This is a genomic window from Streptomyces sp. NPDC093568, from assembly GCF_044764945.1.
Lineage (GTDB): Bacteria > Actinomycetota > Actinomycetes > Streptomycetales > Streptomycetaceae > Streptomyces.
The window spans coordinates 161995-182450 of record NZ_JBIWJD010000007.1 but is presented as its reverse complement, the minus strand read 5'-3'; the positions used below and the strand labels follow the sequence as shown (position 1 = coordinate 182450).

Genomic DNA, 20456 nt, shown 5'->3' with positions numbered 1-20456 from the left:
GGTCCCGGTGCGCCGGGGCTCGGGCTCGGTCACGCCACCCGAGTGGCCCCCGCGAACGGCATCTCGTCGAGCGGGGCCACCCGGACCGGAGCCGACGGGTTCGGGGCGTGGATCATCTGGCCGTTGCCGATGTAGAGGCCCACGTGGCTGATGCTGGAGTAGAAGAACACCAGGTCGCCGGGGAGCAGTTCGGAGCGGGAGACGCGGCGGCCCGCGTCGATCTGGGCGTAGGTCGTGCGGGGCAGGGAGACGCCGGCCGAGCGGTAGGCGGCCTGGGTGAGGCCGGAGCAGTCGAAGGCGTTCGGGCCGGTCGCGCCCCAGACGTAGGGGCTGCCGAGCTTGGAGTAGGCGTAGGAAATGGCGGATGCCGCGCGGGAGTTGGGGGCCGCGGCGGTGGCGGAGCCGGGGGTGGCCGAGCCGGGGGTGGTGAGCGCCTCGCGGGCGCCTGGCCCTGAGCGGGTGGCGCGGTCCGTGGCCTGTTGGAGCTGGGCGCGTTCCTCGGCGGTCAGGCGGGCGAGCAGGTCCTTGGCCTCGTCCAGCTTGCCGGTGAGCGTCTCCTTGTGGCGTTTCAGCTCGGCCCGGCGTGATTGCAGCGAGGTCAGTTCGATGCGGGCGGCGCCGCGCAGCTGCTCGATCTCGCGCAACTGTCTGCGGACGTCCGCGACGGACGCCGCCTGGCGGTTCCCGGCACGCTCGGCGAACTCCGCGCCGGCGAGATAGCGGTCGGGATCCTCGGAGAGCGCGAGCTGGAGCGCCGGGTCGATGCCGCCGTCGCGGTACTGCGCCGCGGCCATCGAACCGAGCGCCTCGCGCGCCGAGTTGAGCTGGTCCGTCTTGCGGGCGACCTCGTCCTGAAGCGTCCTGATCCGCCGCTCGGCCGCGTCCGCCTTCTCCTTGGCCCCGTTGTACTTCTCGGTGGCGACCTCCGCCTCCTCGTACAGCCTGTCCACCTTCGCCTTCACCTGTGCCGGTGTCAGCTGCGGCTCGGCATGCCCGGTCCCGTCCAAACCCGTCGCCGTCGCCGCGCCCGCCAGTGCGATCGTCCATGCCGTGCGGGCCGTACTGCCGCCGGTCGAGCGCCGACGGGGCTTTCGGTGGGATGCCACGTGGACTGCACGTCCTTTCGTACGACCGCCTCGTCCCGTACGTCCGCGTGGGGCGGCGGACGGTGGCGCGCTCCCGCCCCGGAGGAGCGGTGGGCGTACGGGCGCCTGGGGGGAGCGGACGTACGACCGCCCGGGGCGGGTTACGCGTCCGGCGGCGGCCTGCACAGGGGGAGCGGGCCGCCGCCGGACCTTTCTCGGCGGTGGTGGCCGACTGCCGCCCCTGGCCCGGGCGGCGGTGGGGAGCCGGTCACCTGGTGGAGGACGCTAAACCTCGCTGTGTCGGGTCGGTGACGCGTTGTGCGGAAGTGCCGGGAGCGGACCGTCGGTGACCGTAAGTGAGCGTGATCCCGGGATGAGGGCGTCGGGTTCACGCTGGGTGCTGACCGATGTGGCGATTCGGGGTTGCGGTGGGGTGGCGGAGTGCTATGGCGCGCATATATGCGGGGCGGTGTGGGGTGGGTATTTCGTGGTTATTAGGCTCCGGCCCCATGGACGTACTCATCCATCTGTTCGTCGGACTGCACATCGTCGGTATCGCCGCGCTGCTCGGTGGGTTTCTCACGCAGATGAAGGCGATGGGGCAGGGCACCGCCCGGTTCGTTCCCGCGATGCTGCACGGCGCGCTGACCATGCTGGTCACCGGGGTGATCCTCGTCGGCCTCAATCAGGCGGACGACCAGTCCGTCAACAACATCAAGATCGGCGTGAAGCTGGCGCTGCTGATCGTGATCCTCGGGCTTGTGTATGTGAAGCGGGACGAGGAGAAGGTGGAGAAGGGGCTGTTCGGGGTGGTCGGGCTGCTGACCACGGCGAACATCTTCATCGCCGTGTTGTGGACGTGACGTCCGGCTCGGGGGGTTCGGGGGGCGTGGAGTTCTCGGGGGGCGCGAGGGTGCTCGGGGCGGCGTAGGCCCGTACCGCGCCCGCCGTGACGGCCAGCCATGCCGCCACCGCGATCCACAGGAGTACCTCGCCGAGGGTCTCCAGCCAGGGGACGTCCTCGACGGCGGCGACGGAGAGGGTCGCCGCCGCGGTCATTCCCATCGGGAAGACGGTGGCCCACCGGCATACGTCGTAGCGCGTGCGTGGCCAGGCGAACTCGGCTAGCAGCAGGACGGCGTACCAGACGAGGTCGAGTGCGAGCACGGCCAGGGTCACCGTGCGCAGGACGCCTTCGTCGTCGTCGTTCCAGAGGTACAGGCCGGGGCTGTCGGCGGCGAGGAGTTTCGAGCCGGCGAGCGCGGAGATGGCGAGGGCGCCGCCCGCCACCCAGTGGTCGCCGGCGCCGTGGGCGAGCTGGCGCAGGTCGAAGCGGGGCATGGCTAGGACGTAGAGGGCGAGGCCCATCCAGAACAGGGCCAGGGCGGTGTGGGCGAGCCATGCCGTTTTCTCGGCCGCGGCGAGGGTCGCGCCGAGGACTGCCAGGCCCTGGGTGGCGACGCAGCTCAGGAAGACCGCGCCGGGCATGTGGCGGCGCCAGTGGCGGGCGACCGTGATGAGGAGGCCTGGCCAGAGGAGGGCGGCCAGGGCCAGGAGGGCCTCGGCGAGGGTTTCCCAGCCGAGGGCGGTGAAGCCGGTGCCGAGGACTGTGGTCGCGGCGACGGCGGTCAGGGCGGCTGGGGTGGCCGCGTCCTTGAGCCACCTCGGGCGGTCCAGGACGAGCCGGGCGATGAAGTCGCCGGCCAGGGCCAGCCAGGCCGCGGAGGCGAGGGCCAGGGCGATGCGGGAGAGGGTTTCGTAGCCCGTCTGGTGCAGGGCCACCGAGATGATGCCGGTCGCCATGACGGCGGCGCCGGCTGCGGGGGGTCGCTGCGACCACCAGGTGTGGAGGGGGGAGGGAGGAGGGGTGGTGCTGGCGGGCATGGGGCGATGCTATGGAGCGGGGTGGGGGTTGGGAGTGGGGCGCGCGGGGCAGGGGGTGCGCCTTGATGCCTGCGGCGCATGGGCGGGCTCGGTGGGGGTGCCTCTAGCGCCTGCGGGGCGGGGGTGGGTCGGGGCCGTGGGGGGGGGGGGGGGGGGGGGGCCCGCCGGGGGGGGGGGGGGGGGGGGGGGGGGGGGCCGGGGCGGGGGGGTGTCCGTCCTCGGACCGGCGGTTGGGGTTGGGGCGGTTGTGCTGTTTCTTGACGCCGGCCACTGCGGGCGGACACCCCCCGGCACGTCCCCTTCCCGCCGTACGCGGGTGCGGCGCCGTTGGGGTGCCCTCTCGACGTCGTGTGTGTGCGTGGTCGGTCAGGCGGGGCGGACCACGCTGTGGATCGACGACTCGCCGTCGTAGTAGATCGACTCCTCGCGGACGTACGCGCCCGGCTTCGGGGCGTGGATCATCATGCCGTTGCCGATGTAGATGCCCACGTGGGTGATGTCGTCGTAGAAGAAGACCAGGTCGCCGGGCTGGGCATTGGCGAGGGAGACTGTGGTGCCGGCGTTGACCTGGTCGTAGGTGACGCGCGGGATGTCCACGCCGGCGGCCTTCCAGGCGGCCTGGGTGAGGCCGGAGCAGTCGTAGGAGTCCGGGCCGGTGGCGCCCCAGACGTACGGCTTGCCGATCTGGGAGCGGGCGAAGGCCAGGGCCTTCTCGGCCTTGGTGGCGTAGGAGCTGTCCGAGGAGGAGTCTGAGGTGCCCGAGTCGGACGGGGTCTCGGCGCTCTCCTGCTGCTGGGCGGCTGCGGCGGCTGCGGCGGCTTCCTCGCGCTGGCGCTCGGCCTCCGCCTGCTGCCGGGCCAGTTCGGCCGCCTTGCGCGCGGCCTCCTCCTGCTTGCGCCTCTCGATCTCGGCGAGGCGGGCCTTCTCCTCCGCCGTCAGCTTCGAGAGAAGTTCGCGTGCGGCGGAGAGCTTCTGCTGGACGGTGGTCTTGGCGCTCTGGAGGTCGTTCTGCGAGTCGGTGAGCGTCTGAAGGCTCTCGGTGGCCTCCTGGCGCTTCTTCATCGTCGCGGACTGCTCGGTGAAGTACTCGTCGACCGATTCCTTCTGACGGTCCGTCATGCGGCCCATCAGCTGGGACTGGTCGAAGTAGTCCTGCGGGGTGTCCGCGAGCAGGAAGGTCGCCGTGTCGGGGGCCGCCGCGCCGGTGCGGTACTGGGCGGCGGCGTTGCGGCCGAGTTCCTCGCGGGCCTCGTTGAGCTTCTGGGTGCGCTGGGCGACGTCGTCGAGGAGGGTGTCGACGCGCTTGCGCTGCTTCGCGGTCTTCTCCTTGGCCGCGTTGTACTTCTCGGTCGCCGTCTCCGCCTGGCGGTAGAGGTCGTCGACCTTCTTCTCGACCTCTTCGAGGCTGGGCTTGTCGTCCGTCGACGGGCTGGCGTTGGCCGTCTGGGACAGCAGGGCCACGGATGTGAGGGCGGCCGTGGCGAGGGCAGGGGTGCGTATGCCTGCTACGCGCGTACCGGCGGGACGCGACTTGCGGTGCGACGCCAAGGGAGGCGACTCCTTCCATGCTCCGCCTACCGAGTTAGCTGTCGGGTTCGGGCGGGTGGTTCGGAAGGGTTGCCCTACGGCCGTCCCGGGAAGGGAAGTCGGGCCGATTCACCCCAAGTTCGGTGGGTCCCCGGCTCCGGTCGTCGTGACGCCGGACTCGGCGGAGGCCGCGCGGCCCGGCGTCGTTCGCCGGTGGGGGTCGTACGGCCTGCCCGGCACGGTAGCCAACTCGTGTGGCGTCTGTGAAGGTTGATGTTCGATATGCCCGATACATTTTCGTGACCTTGGAGTCAGTTAGCGTCGGGGGTGGTTGTTTGGGGTGATTGTGGGACGGTCTGTGTGGATCTCCGGGGGGTTGCGGGTTCTGTCTTGTTTGTTGGGTGATGTGACAGGCCTGACCTGGTGGTCGCGGCGCGTAAAGGCCTGGTCGCGGGGGGTGAGGGCGGGTGGCGTGGAAGATCGTTGGGATTCGGAATGGGTGATGTTTCCGGGGCGGCGGCGGGCTGTCAGTGGGGCGGCCTAGACTCGGAGAGCGATGAGCAGCCTCTTTGACGACAGCTTCCTGGCGGACCTCCAGGCCCCTCGGGCCCATGAGGAAGAGCACCCGCCGCCGCCCGAGGACGATCACGCTCCGGAACCGGTTCCGGACGATCTGTTCGGGGGGAAGTTCGACGTGCCGCCGGACCGGGACGGCCACTACCGCGACGGTGCCCCGCGGCCGGTCATCGACGCCGCCGCGCTGCTGGAAGGGCTGAACGACAACCAGCGCGCCGCCGTCGTCCACTCCGGCACCCCGCTGCTCATCGTGGCCGGGGCGGGCTCCGGCAAGACGCGTGTGCTCACCCACCGCATCGCCCACCTGCTGGCCGAGCGGCAGGTGCATCCGGGGCAGATCCTCGCGATCACCTTCACCAACAAGGCCGCGGGCGAGATGAAGGAGCGCGTCGAGCAGCTCGTCGGCCCGCGTGCGAACGCGATGTGGGTGATGACCTTCCACAGCGCTTGCGTGCGCATTTTGAGGAGGGAGAGCAAGAAGCTCGGGTTCACGTCTTCCTTCTCGATCTACGACGCCGCTGACAGCAAGCGGTTGATGGCGCTCGTGTGCCGGGATCTGGATCTTGATCCCAAGCGGTACCCGCCCAAGTCCTTCAGCGCCAAGATCAGCAACCTGAAGAACGAGCTGATCGACGAGGAGGACTTCGCCGCACAGGCGACGGACGGCTTCGAGAAGACCCTGGCGCAGGCCTACGCCCTGTACCAGTCGCGGTTGCGGGAGGCCAACGCTCTCGACTTCGACGACCTGATCATGACGACGGTCAATCTGCTGCGCGCCTTCCCCGATGTCGCCGAGCACTACCGCCGTCGGTTCCGCCATGTCCTGGTGGACGAGTACCAGGACACCAACCACGCGCAGTACGCGCTTGTGCGCGAGCTCGTCGGGACCAGCGAGCACCCCGTCGACGTGCCGCCCAGTGAGTACGATCTTCTGCCCGCCGAGCTGTGTGTGGTGGGTGACGCCGACCAGTCCATCTATGCGTTCCGGGGCGCCACCATCCGAAACATCCTCCAGTTCGAGGAGGACTACCCGGACGCGACGACGATCCTGCTGGAGCAGAACTACCGCTCCACGCAGACGATCCTGACCGCCGCCAACGCCGTCATCGAGCGCAACGAGTCCCGCCGCCCCAAGAACCTGTGGACCAACGCGGGCGCGGGCGCGCGCATCACCGGCTATGTCGCGGACACCGAGCACGACGAGGCGCAGTTCGTCGCCGACGAGATAGACCGACTGACGGACGCGGGCGACGCGAAGGCCGGCGACGTCGCCGTCTTCTACCGGACCAATGCCCAGTCCCGTGTCTTCGAGGAAGTCTTCATCCGCGTCGGGCTGCCCTACAAGGTCGTCGGCGGGGTTCGGTTCTATGAGCGCAAGGAGGTCCGGGATGTTCTCGCCTATCTGCGGGTGCTGGCCAACCCCGAGGACTCCGTGCCGCTGCGGCGCATTCTGAATGTGCCCAAGCGGGGCATCGGTGACCGTGCCGAGGCGATGATCGACGCCCTGTCGCAGCGGGAGAAGATCAGCTTCCCGCAGGCGCTGCGTCGCGTGGACGAGGCGTACGGCATGGCCGCGCGGTCGACCAATGCCGTCAAGCGGTTCAACACGCTGATGGAGGAGCTCCGTACGATCGTCGAGTCGGGCGCGGGGCCGGCGACGGTGCTGGAGGCGGTCCTTGAACGGACCGGCTATCTCGCCGAGTTGCAGGCTTCCACGGATCCTCAGGACGAGACCCGTATCGAGAACCTTCAGGAACTCGCGGCCGTCGCCCTGGAGTTCGAGCAGGAGTCGGGCGAGGGCGAGGCCGCGGCCGGGCTCGCGGACTTCCTGGAGCGGGTCGCGCTGGTCGCCGACTCCGACCAGATCCCGGACGAGGAGGAGGACGGCTCCGGTGTCATCACCCTGATGACCCTGCACACCGCCAAGGGCCTGGAGTTCCCGGTCGTCTTCCTCACCGGCATGGAGGACGGCGTCTTCCCGCACATGCGCGCCCTCGGCCAGAACAAGGAGCTGGAGGAGGAGCGGCGGCTGGCGTACGTCGGCATCACGCGCGCGCGTGAGCGCCTGTATCTGACGCGGTCGTCGATGCGGAGTGCGTGGGGGCAGCCTTCGTACAACCCGCCGTCCCGCTTCCTGGAGGAGATCCCGGCGGCGCACGTCGACTGGAAGCGGACGGGGGCGACCGCGCCGGTCTCCTCCGGGCCCGTGTCCGGGGTCGCCGCCTCGCTGTCGTCGTCCCGCTCGCGTTCCTCGGCGTCGGGCGCGTCCGGCTTCGCCACGCGTCGCACCTCGGAGAAGCCGGTCGTCCAGCTGGCGGTCGGCGACCGTGTCACGCACGACCAGTTCGGGCTCGGCACGGTGACGGGTGTGAAGGGCACGGGCGCGAACGCCGAGGCGACGATCGACTTCGGGGACACCAAGCCGAAGCGGCTGCTGCTGCGGTACGCGCCCGTGGAGAAGCTGTAGCGCTCACGGGCGGGCGCCCCCGCTGAGGGTGGGGGCTTGGAGGAGGGGTGACTTGTCGCTCACCTGCGGTGGGCGGCTTCTCGGCTGCGTCGCTTACGACGGGTCGAGGCCGTGGCTGCGCAGCCAGGACAGCGGGTCTATCGCCGAGCCGCCGCCGGGGCGTACCTCGAAGTGCAGGTGCGGGCCCGTCGAGTTGCCGGAGTTGCCGGAGTACGCGATCGGGTCGCCGGCCTTGACCGTCGTACCGGAGGCGACGCGGTAGGTGGAGAGGTGGCAGTACCACGTCTCCGTGCCGTCCTTCGCGGTCACGATCATCATGTTGCCGTAGGCGCTGTTCCACTGCGTGCGGACGGTGCCGTCGGTCGCGGCCATCACCGTCGTGCCGTACGAGACGGGGAAGTCGATGCCGGTGTGGATGGACATCCAGTTGATGCCGGACTGGCCGAAATAGGCGCTGAGGCCGTGCTGCGCGACCGGGACCGCGAACTTCGGGCGCAGCCGCTCCTTGCGGGCGGCCTCCTCGGCGGCCTTCCGCTTCTCGGCCGCCTGTTGGGCCTTGAGGTCGATGCGCTCCTGCGTACGGCTGGCCCGGTCGGCGAAGTCGTCGGCGCCGGCCGAGAGACTCTCGAGCTGGGTGTCCAGCTTGTTGTTCGCGGTGGACGGCTTCACGGCCTCGCCCTCCGAGGCCAGCGTCGACGCTTCCTTGTCGTCGCTCAGGGTGCCGACGGACGCGGCAGCGATTCCCGCGACACCCATCACGCACGCCGAAGGCACGGCGATGGTCAGCAGTGCGGAGCGCTTGGGGGGCGTACGGCGACGGGAGCGCGCCCCGCTACGGGAGCCGGCGCGGGAGGAGGGAGCGGCCGGAACGGTCTCCTCCTGGTCGTCGAGGAGGGGGGCGACGCTGGGGAGCTCGCCCGTGGCCGTCAACTCGGCTTCGTGCTGGGCCGATTCGTCGTCGTACGGGGCGTGGTCGTAGGAGGCCGCCTCGTCGTACGTCGGGTGATCGCCGTACTGCGTCGAGTTGTCGTAAGCCGCGGGGTCGATCTGGTCGAAGTGCGCCGTGGCCTGCTGGTCGAAGGATTCTGCTGGCTGCTCGTAGTCGTCGCCCGGCTGCGCCGCACCGCCGTCGGAGTTCCACTGGGTGGCGTCGTATGCCCCGGTGTCGAAAGCGGTCGTGCCCCATTCCCAGTGCTGGGTCTGGTCGGCCGTGGCCGCGGCCCCTGACTGGTCGGGCTGGAGCCAGGCGTTCGCGTCCCACTGGCCGGAGACGTCATGGCCGTTGGCCTGCTGCGGGACGAACGCGAGCCGCTCGTGCTCGGCAGTCCAGGCCGTGGTGTCGTACCCGCCGGTGTCGTAACCGGCCTGGTGCTGGGCCGCGTAGGCGTCGTAGTGCGCGGTGTGGTGGCTGCCCGTGGACCACTGGGTGGCGTCGTACGCGCCCGTGGCCTCGCCGGGGAGGCTGCCGAACAGGGGGTCGGCGTCGAAGGTCGGGGCGGCGTGGCCGGCGGCAAATCCGGTGGCGTCGTACGTCCCGTACGTGGTGGAGTCACCGTAATGGGCTTCCTGGGCACCGTACGACGCGTAGTGCGCCGAGGCGGCATCGGAAGCCGAAGCCGGAGACGTCATGGTCCCCGACGGGTGACGATCGTTCACCAACTTCTCTCTCGCCTCGACAACAGGGGCTGCCAGAGCAGTGCGGCGACTGTACCCGGCAGTACGCGGGCACGACAATCTTCGGCAGGTTTCGCGCGCGCAGGAAACGGGCATTCGGCCGTGTTTTGGCGGACTGCGGGCGCGATGTTGGCCTTGTGTTCGACGTTTGTTCGATGTCGGACGACTGTCGTGGGCCTGTCGTGCGGCCGTCGGAGGCAGGGCGGCGAGGGTTCGGGGTCCGGGGGCTGGGTGGCTGAGGGCTCGGTGGTTCGGGGGCTTTGACTGGTTCGGGTGGTTACGCCACTGTCAGGCCGTTGGGCTCAGTGGTGACCTCGGCCGTGGGGTGTGCCATGTCGAGGGCCTGCCGTATTCCGGTCGCCACGGCGGGGTGCACCGGGAGGGCGAGGTGGCCGACGCCGCTCACGCGGACGTTCTGCGCCATCAGGTCCGGGTGATCGATGCAGGCCGTCTCCAGCGGGTCCATCAGGTGGTCGAGGTCGCTCCAGAAGCTCACGAAGTGCGTACGGCAGCCGGGGGCGGGGCGGCTCAGCTCGTCGAGGATCGATGAGCCGGGGCGCATCTGGCGCACGATGGGGTGCGCGTTGGCCAGCGGGACCACGCGGGTGCCGGAGTGCGGGGTCCCGAGCGTGACGAGCGTGCGGACCCGGAGATCGCCGCCGAGGCGCTGCGCGTAGTAACGCGCTATCAGCCCGCCGAGGCTGTGCCCGACGATGTCCACCTGCCTGCTCCCCGTCCGCTCGCAGATTCCCTCGATGTGCCGGCCGAGCAGCTCGGCGGCGGTGCGGATGTCGCAGGTCAGAGGGGAGTAGTTGAGCGACTCGACCTGGTGCCTGCCGTGCTGGGCGAGGCTGCGGCGCAGCAGGACGAAGACGGAGCGGTTGTCGATGAAGCCGTGGAGCAGGACGACGGGGGGTTTGGCCTCCGTCGGGAGCTGGGCGGTGGCCGGTCCGGGGAGCGTGGGGGTGCCGCGGCGCTCCTGTGTGATGCCGGAGGGGTAGAGCAGCAGATGCCCGGCGAGGATCGCGATTTCCAGGGCGGTCGCCTTCAGCAGGGCCAGGGAGAGGCCGGCGAGCCTGCTCGGCAGCAGGCGCCGGTAGAGCGGGAGAAAGGGGAGCGCTGTCCCGGTGACCTTCATGGCCGACCTCCTTGCGGCACGCTGGAGGACGGCTCCGGCCCCCGTGTGCCCTCGTGGAAGTCGCGGCCGAGGTGGTCGGCGGGGTATGCGGAGGGCGCGTGGGGTGAGCGAGGCGCGCCCGAGTCGGCCACGGTGGCCGTGGTGCCCCGATGACGCGGCGGGGCCGACTGCCGGCGCGGCGACGGGGTCCGGAGACTGCCCGACGTGCCGGAGGCTTCCCCGCTGTCGTGCCTTACCTGCCCTACGTGCCCTTCGTACCACCGTCGACGCGCCCCACCGCCACGTCGCGCGGCCTGCGGCGCGGTGGTGCGGCGACCTCGTTGCGGCTCCCGTTGCGCTTGGTCCCGCTGCGACGCGTGTACCGCAGACTGCTGCGGCCCGTGTGCCGCAGAGATATGGAACGGTGCGCGGCGAACGTGTCCCACCGTGTGATTTCCCCCTCGGTGTACACCGCGAAACTGCCGGTTGCGGGATGCTGGCGATAACGTCCGTTCACTTCTTCCGGCAGCGTGGCCCGGGGCGTCCGTGCCGTGGTGACGCGTCCGGTGCGGTGAGCGGCGGAGAAGTGCGATACGCGCACCATGTATGACATGTGCCGTCTGTGCGGCATAACTCATATATGTGCGGTGCTTGTCGGTACGGATGGATGTAGTCGCTTCATGGAGGCAGTGATGGGTGTGGCAGCCGGTCCGATCCGCGTGGTGGTGGCCAAGCCGGGACTCGACGGCCACGATCGTGGTGCCAAGGTGATCGCGCGGGCGCTGCGCGACGCCGGTATGGAGGTCATCTACACCGGGCTTCACCAGACCCCCGAGCAGATCGTCGACACGGCGATCCAGGAGGACGCCGACGCGATCGGCCTGTCCATCCTCTCCGGGGCCCACAACACTCTCTTCGCCGCCGTGATCGAGCTCCTGAAGGAGCGCGACGCGGAGGACATCCTCGTCTTCGGCGGCGGGATCATCCCCGAGGACGACATCGCGCCGCTGAAGGAGAAGGGCGTCGCGGAGATCTTCACGCCCGGCGCGACGACGCAGTCGATCGTGGACTGGGTCCGGGCGAACGTGCGTCAGCCGGCGGCCTCCGGCGGCTGAGCCGGCTGTCGGTGCGGGTGGACCGGCTGCCGGTCCGGGTGCGCGGGTTGACCGTCCGCGGTGGCGGGGCCGGATGACTTCAGCTCGGCCAGCATGGCGGCCCGCAGCCGCAAGGTCGTCACCAGCCGCTGGAACGCCTCCGCCCAGTACCCCCCGGCCCCCGGCGACGCGTCCTCCGGTTCGTCCGGTACCGCCAGCAGGCCGTCCAGACGGCTCGCCTCGGCCGGGTCGAGGCAGCGCTCGGCCAGGCCCATCACTCCGCTGAAGCTCCATGGATAACTCCCCGCGTCCCGCGCGATGTTGAGCGCGTCGACCACCGCCCGCCCGAGCGGCGCGCCCCACGGCACCGCGCAGACCCCCAGCAGCTGAAACGCCTCCGACAGACCGTGCGTCGCGATGAACCCGGCGACCCACTCGGCCCGCTCGGCGGGGCCCAGTGTGCCGAGCAGCTTCGCGCGCTCGGCCAGGGACACCGCCCCCGGGCCGCCGGCCTCCGGGGCCGAGGGCGACCCGAGCAGCGCCCTGGACCACTCCGCGTCCCGCTGCCGTACGGCCGCCCGGCACCAGGCCGCGTGCAGCTCGGCCTGCCAGTCGTCCGCGACCGGCAGCGCCACGATCTCCCGGGGTGTACGGCCGCCGAGCCGGCCCGGCCAGGTGCTGAGCGGCGCCGCCTCGACCAACTGCCCGAACCACCACGACCGTTCACCCCGGCCCGCCGGAGCCTTGGCCACAACGCCGTCGCGTTCCATGCCCGCGTCGCACTCGTGCGGCGCCTCCACGGCGATCACCGGGGTCTTCCGGGTCGAGTCCGGTGCCGTGCCTGTGTGGTTCAGCGCTTGGTGGGTGGTGGGGCGTGGTGACTGCCGGGTGGAGTCGGGTGCCTGTGCCGCGTCGTCGAAGAGCTCGCCTGTGTGATCCAGCGCCACGCAGGCTCCGGCTCGGACGGCCATCCGCCCGGCGAGTGCCGAGTCCGGCAGCGCCGACAGCAGCTCCGCGGCCGTTGCCCGGACGTTGCGGCTCCGGTCGGACAGCGCCTGCTCCAGGAACGGCTCGTCCTGCGGGCCGAGTCCCGCCCGGAGCGAGTCGAGGAACATCAGCCGGTCCTCGGCGCGCTCCGTCGCCCAGGTCGTGGTCAGCAGTTCGCGCGCGGCGGCGGGCTGGCGCGACCGGATCGCGGCGAGCAGGGCGACCCGCTCGGCGAACAGCCCCTCCTGCCAGAGCTGCCCGACCTCGGCCGCGTCGTCGAGACGCGGCAGCGCCGCGCCTCCGCCGGGGGTCGCGCGCAGGGCGAATCGCCAGTCCGGGTTGAGCCGGGCGAGCCACACCGCGCGCGGGCCCGCGAAGGACAGTGCCGCAGGGCGCAGGTCCGTCCGTCCCCGCGCGGAGTCCAGCAGGGCGGGCAGTACCTCGGGGGGTGGTGCGAAACCTCTCCTGTTCGCCGTCGCGAGCCACTCCGGCAGCAGTTCCACGAGGTCGGGGGCCGTGCCTCTGCGGCCGCCGCCGGACACGCCCGGCCGGTCGGACAGCAGCATCGCGAGCCTGCGGGTGGCCGCAGGGGGCAGCGCCGGTCGCGGATCGGCGGGGGCCGGCTGCGGGCGCTCGGCCGCTCGGGCGGGCCGCAGCCCGGCCCGCCGCCGTACGGTCTGCACGGCCGCGGCGTCCAGCAGCGTCACCGGTGCCTCGCGGCCCGGCGTGCCGCCCGGAGGCGTGCGCCGGTCCGTCCCGAGCAGCGCCGCTGTCACGAGCTCCTCCCAGGCGCTCGGCGCCGGCGAATCCACGGGAACGGAGGGACTGTTCATGGGGTCGTTCCTCTCTGCGTTCGTGCTGCCTGCAAGGGCGTGCCCGGTGGCTGAGCGCGTCGCTCAGCAGAGCTGTACGGCCTCTCCCGTCCCCTCCGGCCAGGCCGTCAGCGGGGTGAAGCCGCGATGGCCGCACTCGCCGAAGACCCTGACCGGCGCACCGCCCGACAGGGCGACCAGGCGCCACAGGCCGGGACGGGCACGGGCGGCCGGGGTGAGTGGGAGGGCCGTGTCCGCGTCGGCGTCCGCGAGCTGCCATGAGTCGTCGTCCGGCGTCGGTACGACCCTGTCCAGGGTCACCGGGACGGAGTCCAGCCATGGATCGTCACGGAGCGCCTTGCCGTACCGCGCGGTCGCCTCGGCCGTCGTCATGCCCGGTGGCCGTATGGCCGAGGGCGCGGGCGGCGCGAACTGCTCGCCCAGGGCCGCGCGCAGCTGACCGGAGCCCGGGTACGCCGCCACCTCCGCCTCCAGGGCCAGCCCGACCGGCAGCGTCAGCTCCGGCGCGCGGCCGGCGGCGCCATAAGAGAGGAGCAGTGCCGTGCGGCCCGATTCGGCGCCGTGCAGCCATATCCGGCGTGTCGTCAGCTTCACGTCGGCCGTGTCGTACTGGGCGAGGACCAGCCAGTGGTCCCGCACCGTCGGGCCGTCGGCCGAGGCGGGCAGGCCGATGCGGGAGCGGACCGTGTCCGCCAGGCCGTCGGGCAGGCCCTCGCGGCGCAGCCAGCCCTGGTCGAGGAGGTGGAGCAGGGCGCACTCCTCCAGCAGGCGCATCGGCCAGCCGGGGCCGGATGCCGGGATCGCCCCCAACTCCCGCACCCGCGCGGCCAGTCCCGGGGCCTGGGCGTCGACCATGCGGGCCGCTGTCTCCTCCCACAGCCCGTACCCCGCCTGCTCGGCGCCGGCCAGGCCGCCGCGCAGCAGGTCCGCCAGACGCTGCTCCAGCTCGGTCGCCCCCGCGGTGACCCGGACGGCCCGGCGCTCCGCCCTGCGGCGTGCCGCCTCCGGATCAGCGGACCCGGCCGGGGAGCCGGAGGGGCCCGTCGTCCGCTTCTCCTCGGCGCGCTGCCTTCTCCCCTTTATCCACTGCTCCGCCCAGTCCGGCGGGTGCCCCGCCGTCACCGCGCCGTCCTCGCCCGCCCAGAGCAGCAGCAGCCCCAGCGCGTGTTTGCACGGGAACTTCCGGCTGGGGCAGCTGCACTTGTACGCGGGCCCCGCCGCGTCCGCGAGGTCGATGACCGTCTGATACGGCTTGCTGCCACTGCCCTTGCACAGCCCCCACACCGTCCCTTCGTCGGCACTTCCCGCCTCGGACCACGGCCCCGCCGCGCCGAGTTTGCTTCCCGCTTTGCGTGACGCGGCGTCAGGCGCCAGCGCCAGCACCTGGTCCACGGTCCAGCGCACCCCCTGCTGAGTCATGACATCGAAGGTAGATCCCACCACTGACAATCGGCCCCGGCGGCGAACCCGTGCACGGTCTCGCGAGGGCGTTTGCGCAGGTCGGAACGCGTTGTCAGTGGCGTGGTGCAACGTGGATGCCAGATCCGAAACGGCTGAACCGGCCGAGCTGGAGGGGGACTTTGCCATGCCTGTGTCCGTAGAAGCGACGCCCGTTGAAGCGGGGGAGACCGAGCCGACCGAGGCGTTGCGACCGCATGCCGAGAATGCCTTCGCCCATGAACTCGCGGCGCTGGCGGCGCAGGACGACCGTCCGCGCCCGGCGCGCTGGAAGCTGTCGCCGTGGGCCGTCGCCACCTACCTGCTCGGCGGCACACTGCCGGACGGCACCGTGATCACACCGAAGTACGTGGGACCGCGCCGTCTGGTCGAGGTGGCCGTGACCACGCTCGCCACCGACCGCGCCCTGCTCCTGCTCGGTGTGCCCGGCACCGCGAAGACCTGGGTCTCCGAGCACCTGGCCGCGGCGGTCAGCGGCGACTCCACGCTGCTGGTGCAGGGCACGGCCGGCACACCGGAGGAGGCGATCCGGTACGGCTGGAACTACGCGCAGTTGCTCGCGCACGGCCCCAGCCGGGACGCCCTCGTGCCCAGCCCCGTGATGCGGGCCATGGCGGAGGGGATGACGGCACGCGTCGAGGAGCTGACCCGTATCCCGGCCGACGTGCAGGACACGCTGATCACGATCCTGTCGGAGAAGACCCTGCCGATACCGGAGTTGGGGCAGGAGGTGCAGGCGGTCCGCGGCTTCAACCTGATCGCCACGGCCAACGACCGCGACCGCGGCGTCAACGACCTTTCCAGCGCCCTGCGCCGCCGCTTCAACACCGTGGTGCTGCCGCTGCCGGAGAGCGTCGAGGCCGAGGTGGACATCGTCTCCCGCCGAGTCGACCAGATCGGCCGTTCCCTCGACCTGCCGGCCGTGCCCGAGGGCATCGACGAGATCCGCCGGGTCGTCACGGTCTTCCGTGAGCTGCGCGACGGCGTGACGTCCGACGGCCGTACGAAGCTGAAGTCGCCGAGCGGCACGCTGTCGACGGCCGAGGCGATCTCCGTCGTCACCAACGGACTCGCCCTGGCGGCCCACTTCGGCGACGGGCTGCTGCGTCCCGGTGATGTCGCCGCGGGCATCCTCGGCGCCGTCGTCCGCGACCCGGCGGCGGACCGCGTCATCTGGCAGGAGTACCTGGAGGCGGTCGTGCGCGAGCGGGACGGCTGGACCGACTTCTATCGCGCCTGCCGGGAGGTGAGCGCGTGAACGAGGACGACCTGGGGTGGGGCCGCCCGAACGGCGGATCGAAGTCCGGTAGCGGATCGGTGGCCGAGGGGCCATGACGTCGAGGGGGCGTCCTCCGGGTCGCCGCCGAGTCCCTTTCCAGCTGGGCGGGCCGTGAGGGACGGATGACGCCGGGACCGGGATGGTGAGGCTGGGACCGGGATGGTGAGGCCAGGGGCCCTCTCCTGGTCGCGGTGTGGTCGGGAGGGGGCGCGGAGGCGGCGTCCGGCGGGGGAGTCGGTGGATGCGTCCGGTGGATCCGGGAGAGAGGGGGCGTGCTGTGAGGGGTGGCCTGGTGCGTAGGGCGTGGGGCGAGCGCGACGGTGTGACTGGTGGCGGCAGCGGACAGTTGGGATCGAGGGGGAGGGTGTGACAGGCGTGGACGGGACACTGAACGGGGGCCTGGAGGCGGGCGTTCCCGGCAGCCCGGACGTCTCGGCGGCGGCCAAGCCGGCGGGACCGCTGCTGCTCGGCGTACGGCACCACGGGCCCGGGTCGGCGCGGGCCGTGCGGGCCGCCTTGAACGCCGCCCAGCCGCGGACCGTGCTGATCGAAGGGCCGCCCGAGGCCGATGCCCTGATCCCACTCGCCGGCGACGAGACCATGCGACCGCCGGTCGCCCTCCTCGCCCACGCCGTGGACGAGCCCGGCCGCTCGGCCTTCTGGCCGCTCGCCGAGTTCTCCCCGGAGTGGGTCGCGATCCGCTGGGCCGTGGAGCACCAGGTACCGGCGCGTTTCATCGACCTTCCGGCCACGCACACGCTGGCATGGGGGAAAGAGGACGAGGCCGCGCTCGATGCCGACACCGACGCCGCTGACGACGGCCCCGCCGAGGCGAGTGATCCGCGCGCTGCCGTGCGGCTCGATCCCCTCGCCGTGCTCGCCGATGTCGCAGGTTACGACGATCCCGAGCGGTGGTGGGAGGACGTCGTCGAGCACCGGGGGGTGGGGGACGGCGACGCGTTCACGCCGTTCCTCGGGCTCGAAGAGGCCATGGGGGCGTTGCGGGAGGCGTACGGGAGCGGGGGGCATGACCGGGATCTCGTGCGGGAGGCCCATATGCGGCTCCAGTTGCGGGCCGCGCAGCGGGAGTTCGGGGACGACGTGGCCGTGGTGTGCGGGGCGTGGCATGTGCCCGCGCTGCGGCAGAAGAGCACGGTGGGCGCCGACAAGGCGCTGCTGAAGGGGCTGGCGAAGGTCAAGGCCGACATGACCTGGGTGCCGTGGACGCACCGCCGGCTGGCCCGGGCCAGCGGGTACGGGGCGGGAATCGACTCGCCGGGGTGGTACGGCCACCTCTTCAGCGCACCGGACCGGCCCGTCGAGCGATGGCTGACCAAGGTGGCCGGGCTGCTGCGGGACGAGGACCGGATCGTCTCCTCGGCACACGTCATCGAGGCGGTGCGGCTCGCGGAGACGCTCGCCGCGATGCGCGGACGCCCGTTGCCCGGACTGAGCGAGACGACCGACGCGGTGCGGGCCGTGATGTGCGACGGCTCGGACGTGCCGTTGGCGCTGGTGCGGGACCGGCTGGTCGTGGGGGACGTGCTGGGGGAGGTGCCGCCCTCGGCGCCGGCGGTGCCGTTGCAGCGGGACCTCGACCGGATCCAGCGCCGGTTGCGGCTCAAGCCCGAAGCGCTGGAGCGTGAGTTGGAGCTCGACCTGCGCAAGGAGAACGACGCCGAGCGCAGCAGGCTGCTGCACCAGCTGCGGCTGCTTCGCGTGGAGTGGGGCGAGCCGGTGGCGTCGCGGGGGAGCACGGGGACGTTCCGGGAGACCTGGCGGCTGCGGTGGGAGCCCGAGCTGGCGGTGCGGATCGCCGAGGCCGGGGTGTGGGGAACCACCGTGTACGCGGCGACGACCGCCAAGGCGGAGGCCGACGCGGTGGGCGCGCAGGGTCTCGCCGACGTCACCGCACTCGCCGAACAGTGCCTCCTGGCCGAACTGCCGGACGCGCTGCCCACGGTGATGCGGATTCTCGCCGACCGGGCCGCTCTCGACGCCGACGTCGGCCATCTCGCCCAGGCCCTCCCCGCGCTGGTCCGCTCCCTGCGCTACGGCGATGTGCGCGGCACGGACACCGGTGCGCTCGCGGAGGTCGCCGCCGGCCTCGCCGAGCGCGTCTTCGTCGGCCTGCCCCCGGCCTGCGCCGCGCTGGACGCGGACGCTGCGGAGGAGATGCGGCGTCATGTGGACGCGGTCCATGGGGCGGTGGGGATGCTGAGGGACGTGGTGACTCCGGGGGAGCGGGGTGGACGGCCGGAGGTGAGCGATGAGGGCGCCGTTGCCGGGGGGCATGCCCCGGGCGAGGACTCCTCGGAGGAGGGCGGGGCTTCGGGTGGGGGCGCCGACTCGCCCGCGCTCGGGCACGGTGACCTGCGCAAGCGCTGGCATCTGGTGCTTCGGGTGCTGTCCGGGCGGGACACCGTGCCGGGCGTCATCAGAGGGCGGGCCGTGCGGCTGTTGCTGGATGACGGGGAGTTGGCGCAGGACGCGGCGGCGCGTTTGATGGGGCTCGCGTTGTCGCCGGGGACGCCACCGGCGGACGCGGCCGCGTGGATCGAGGGGTTCGTCGGAGGCGGTTCGGGCGGCGGGATGCTGCTCGTGCACGACGAGCGGCTGCTCGGGTTGGTCGACGCATGGCTGACGGGAGTGTCGGCGGAGGCGTTCACGGACGTGCTGCCGCTGCTGCGGCGGACGTTCTCGGCGTACGAGACGGGAGTGCGGCGGACCCTGGGCGAGCTGGTCCGGCGCGGGCCGGGGCAGCGGGTGAGCGCCGGGGGCGGCGGTGCGGGCATACCCGGTTTCGCGGCGGAGCTCGATGCCGAGCGGGCGGACGCCGTACTGCCGGTGGTGCGGCTGCTGTTGGGGCTGGACGACGGGCCGCCCAGGGTGGCGGCGGAAGTGGGCGGCGGGAGCGGCGGCCCTGCGGACAACGACCTTGTGGGGGTGGGCGTGGGCGTGGGCGTTGTGCGGCAGTCGGGTGGGGGTGCGGCGCAGGGCGGCCGGCCCGGGACGACGACCGTGCCGGTGATCCCGTTGTGGGAGCGGCCTCGAGAGGGAGCGTGCCGATGACCGGCGAAGTGACGGACCCGGCGCGGGAGCGGCTGCGGCGGTGGCGGATGGTGCTCGGCGGGGACGACGCCGACGGCACCGGGTGCGCGCTGTCCGGGAAGGACGCCGCGATGGACGGGGCGCTCACCGCGCTCTACGGGAAGAAGGACAAGGGACAGTCGGGGAAGGACCGTTCGGCGGGGCTCGGGGCGTCGGCACCGTCCGTGGCGCGATGGCTCGGGGACATCCGGACGTACTTCCCGTCCTCCGTCGTGCAGGTCATGCAGCGCGACGCCATCGACCGGCTCGGGCTGTCCGCGCTGCTGCTGGAGCCGGAGATGCTGGAGGCGGTGGAGGCGGACGTCCACCTCGTGGGCACGCTGCTCTCGCTCAACCGGGCGATGCCGGAGACCACGAAGGAGACGGCACGGGCCGTCGTGCGCAAGGTCGTCGAGGACTTGGAGAAGCGGCTCGCCACCCGCACCCGGGCCACGCTCACCGGCGCGCTGGACCGCAGCGCCCGTATCAACCGGCCACGTCACCACGACATCGACTGGAACCGCACCATCGCGGCCAACCTCAAGCATTACCTGCCGGAGTACGGGACGGTCGTGCCGGAGCGGCTGATCGGGTACGGCCGGGCCTCGCAGTCCGTGAAGAAGGAGGTCATCCTCTGCATCGACCAGTCGGGGTCGATGGCGGCGTCCGTGGTGTACGCGTCGGTGTTCGGGGCGGTGCTGGCCTCCATGCGGTCGATCAACACGCGGCTCGTGGTCTTCGACACGGCGGTCGTCGACCTCACCGACCAGCTCGACGATCCGGTCGATGTGCTGTTCGGCACGCAGCTCGGCGGTGGTACGGACATCAACCGGGCGCTCGCGTACTGCCAGTCGCAGATCACCCGGCCCGCCGAGACGGTGGTTGTGCTGATCAGCGACCTGTACGAGGGAGGCATACGGAACGAGATGCTGAAGCGGGTCGCGGCGATGAAGGCGTCGGGGGTGCAGTTCGTGGCGCTGCTGGCGCTGTCGGACGAGGGGGCGCCGGCCTACGACCGGGACCACGCCGCCGCGCTCGCCGCGTTGGGGGCACCGGCTTTCGCGTGCACGCCCGATCTGTTTCCGGAGGTGATGGCGGCGGCCATCGAGAAGCGGCCGATCCCGGTGCCGGACACGGTGTGAGGCGGGGCCGGGACGGGCGCCGCTGCCGAGGATCCGCTGGTGATTTGTCGACCTGGTGACGACCGGCTTCGGCCAGCAAAACGGACATGAGTACCCATCGGTAGCGGGGGGCTTGCGCGACCGCAGGAGGGGCGTGCAAGGATCGATGCCTCATCTGCGGTGCGCCCCTCGCGCCGCCCGTCGTACCGCGTCCAGCCGACTCGTCGCGTCACGTGTACTTCGTTCCGCCGCACGGGAGGACCA

General features: G+C 71.9%; 14 protein-coding genes and 1 riboswitch. Of the genes, 6 read left to right on the top strand and 8 right to left on the bottom strand.

The features are described from left to right. Nucleotides 1–29: 29 nt before the first annotated feature. Nucleotides 30–1106 (bottom strand): NlpC/P60 family protein, encoded by a 1077-nt coding sequence (locus ACIRD7_RS27380; RefSeq protein WP_403457737.1) that lies wholly within the window; start codon nt 1104–1106, stop codon nt 30–32. 488 nt (nt 1107–1594) lie between these two features. On the opposite strand from ACIRD7_RS27380, the gene ACIRD7_RS27375 reads away from it, so the two are divergent. After that, a complete protein-coding gene (locus ACIRD7_RS27375) occupies nt 1595–1948 on the top strand; it encodes a hypothetical protein (protein WP_403457736.1) in 354 nt (117 codons plus the stop codon). Here ACIRD7_RS27375 and ACIRD7_RS27370 read toward each other — a convergent pair. Together ACIRD7_RS27370 and ACIRD7_RS27365 are read right to left on the bottom strand one after the other, a co-directional pair. Then, nucleotides 1926–2969, bottom strand: a complete 1044-nt coding sequence (locus ACIRD7_RS27370; protein WP_403457735.1) for a tellurite resistance/C4-dicarboxylate transporter family protein — start codon at nt 2967–2969, stop codon at nt 1926–1928. The two genes, ACIRD7_RS27375 and ACIRD7_RS27370, sit on opposite strands and share 23 nt — an antisense overlap. A 366-nt stretch (nt 2970–3335) precedes the next feature. Beyond that, complete coding sequence (locus tag ACIRD7_RS27365; RefSeq protein WP_403457734.1) at nt 3336–4517, bottom strand: NlpC/P60 family protein; 1182 nt, start codon at nt 4515–4517, stop codon at nt 3336–3338. A gap of 8 nt (nt 4518–4525) precedes the next feature. Further along, nucleotides 4526–4690, bottom strand: a riboswitch (cyclic di-AMP (ydaO/yuaA leader). Nucleotides 4691–5052: 362 nt separating this feature from the next. Between ACIRD7_RS27365 and pcrA the strand changes: the two genes are divergently transcribed. Further along, nucleotides 5053–7539 (top strand): DNA helicase PcrA, encoded by a 2487-nt coding sequence (gene pcrA, locus ACIRD7_RS27360; RefSeq protein ID WP_403457733.1) that lies wholly within the window; start codon nt 5053–5055, stop codon nt 7537–7539. A gap of 93 nt (nt 7540–7632) precedes the next feature. Here pcrA and ACIRD7_RS27355 read toward each other — a convergent pair whose 3' ends face one another. The 3 genes from ACIRD7_RS27355 to ACIRD7_RS27345 form a co-directional block, all read right to left on the bottom strand. Further along, complete coding sequence (locus ACIRD7_RS27355; protein ID WP_403457732.1) at nt 7633–9168, bottom strand: M23 family metallopeptidase; 1536 nt, start codon at nt 9166–9168, stop codon at nt 7633–7635. 322 nt (nt 9169–9490) lie between these two features. Then, a complete protein-coding gene (locus ACIRD7_RS27350) occupies nt 9491–10351 on the bottom strand; it encodes a lipase family alpha/beta hydrolase (RefSeq protein WP_403457731.1) in 861 nt (286 codons plus the stop codon). Between the two features lie 241 nt (nt 10352–10592). Continuing rightward, the gene (locus tag ACIRD7_RS27345; protein ID WP_403457730.1) at nt 10593–10943 is read right to left on the bottom strand and encodes a hypothetical protein; all 351 of its coding nucleotides are present in this window, start codon (nt 10941–10943) and stop codon (nt 10593–10595) included. A gap of 79 nt (nt 10944–11022) precedes the next feature. On the opposite strand from ACIRD7_RS27345, the gene ACIRD7_RS27340 reads away from it, so the two are divergent. Continuing rightward, nucleotides 11023–11445 (top strand): cobalamin B12-binding domain-containing protein, encoded by a 423-nt coding sequence (locus ACIRD7_RS27340; RefSeq protein WP_403457729.1) that lies wholly within the window; start codon nt 11023–11025, stop codon nt 11443–11445. Here ACIRD7_RS27340 and ACIRD7_RS27335 read toward each other — a convergent pair. Then, nucleotides 11421–13244 carry a DUF5691 domain-containing protein gene (locus ACIRD7_RS27335; protein ID WP_403457728.1) on the bottom strand — a complete coding sequence of 608 codons (1824 nt, stop codon included), beginning with the start codon at nt 13242–13244 and terminating at the stop codon, nt 11421–11423. The two genes, ACIRD7_RS27340 and ACIRD7_RS27335, sit on opposite strands and share 25 nt — an antisense overlap. 63 nt (nt 13245–13307) lie before the next feature. After that, nucleotides 13308–14663 carry an SWIM zinc finger family protein gene (locus tag ACIRD7_RS27330; RefSeq protein WP_403457727.1) on the bottom strand — a complete coding sequence of 452 codons (1356 nt, stop codon included), beginning with the start codon at nt 14661–14663 and terminating at the stop codon, nt 13308–13310. 166 nt (nt 14664–14829) lie between these two features. Between ACIRD7_RS27330 and ACIRD7_RS27325 the strand changes: the two genes are divergently transcribed. The 3 genes from ACIRD7_RS27325 (at nt 14830) to ACIRD7_RS27315 (ending at nt 20213) form a co-directional block, all read left to right on the top strand. Further along, a complete protein-coding gene (locus ACIRD7_RS27325; RefSeq protein WP_403457726.1) occupies nt 14830–15960 on the top strand; it encodes an AAA family ATPase in 1131 nt (376 codons plus the stop codon). Between the two features lie 420 nt (nt 15961–16380). Further along, nucleotides 16381–19053: a DUF5682 family protein gene (locus ACIRD7_RS27320; RefSeq protein ID WP_403458201.1), complete on the top strand. Its 2673-nt coding sequence runs from the start codon at nt 16381–16383 to the stop codon at nt 19051–19053. Further along, on the top strand, nt 19050–20213 hold the full coding sequence (locus ACIRD7_RS27315; RefSeq protein WP_403457725.1) for a VWA domain-containing protein: 1164 nt from the start codon (nt 19050–19052) through the stop codon (nt 20211–20213). The genes ACIRD7_RS27320 and ACIRD7_RS27315 overlap by 4 nt, the downstream gene beginning before the upstream one ends. Nucleotides 20214–20456 lie beyond the last annotated feature (243 nt).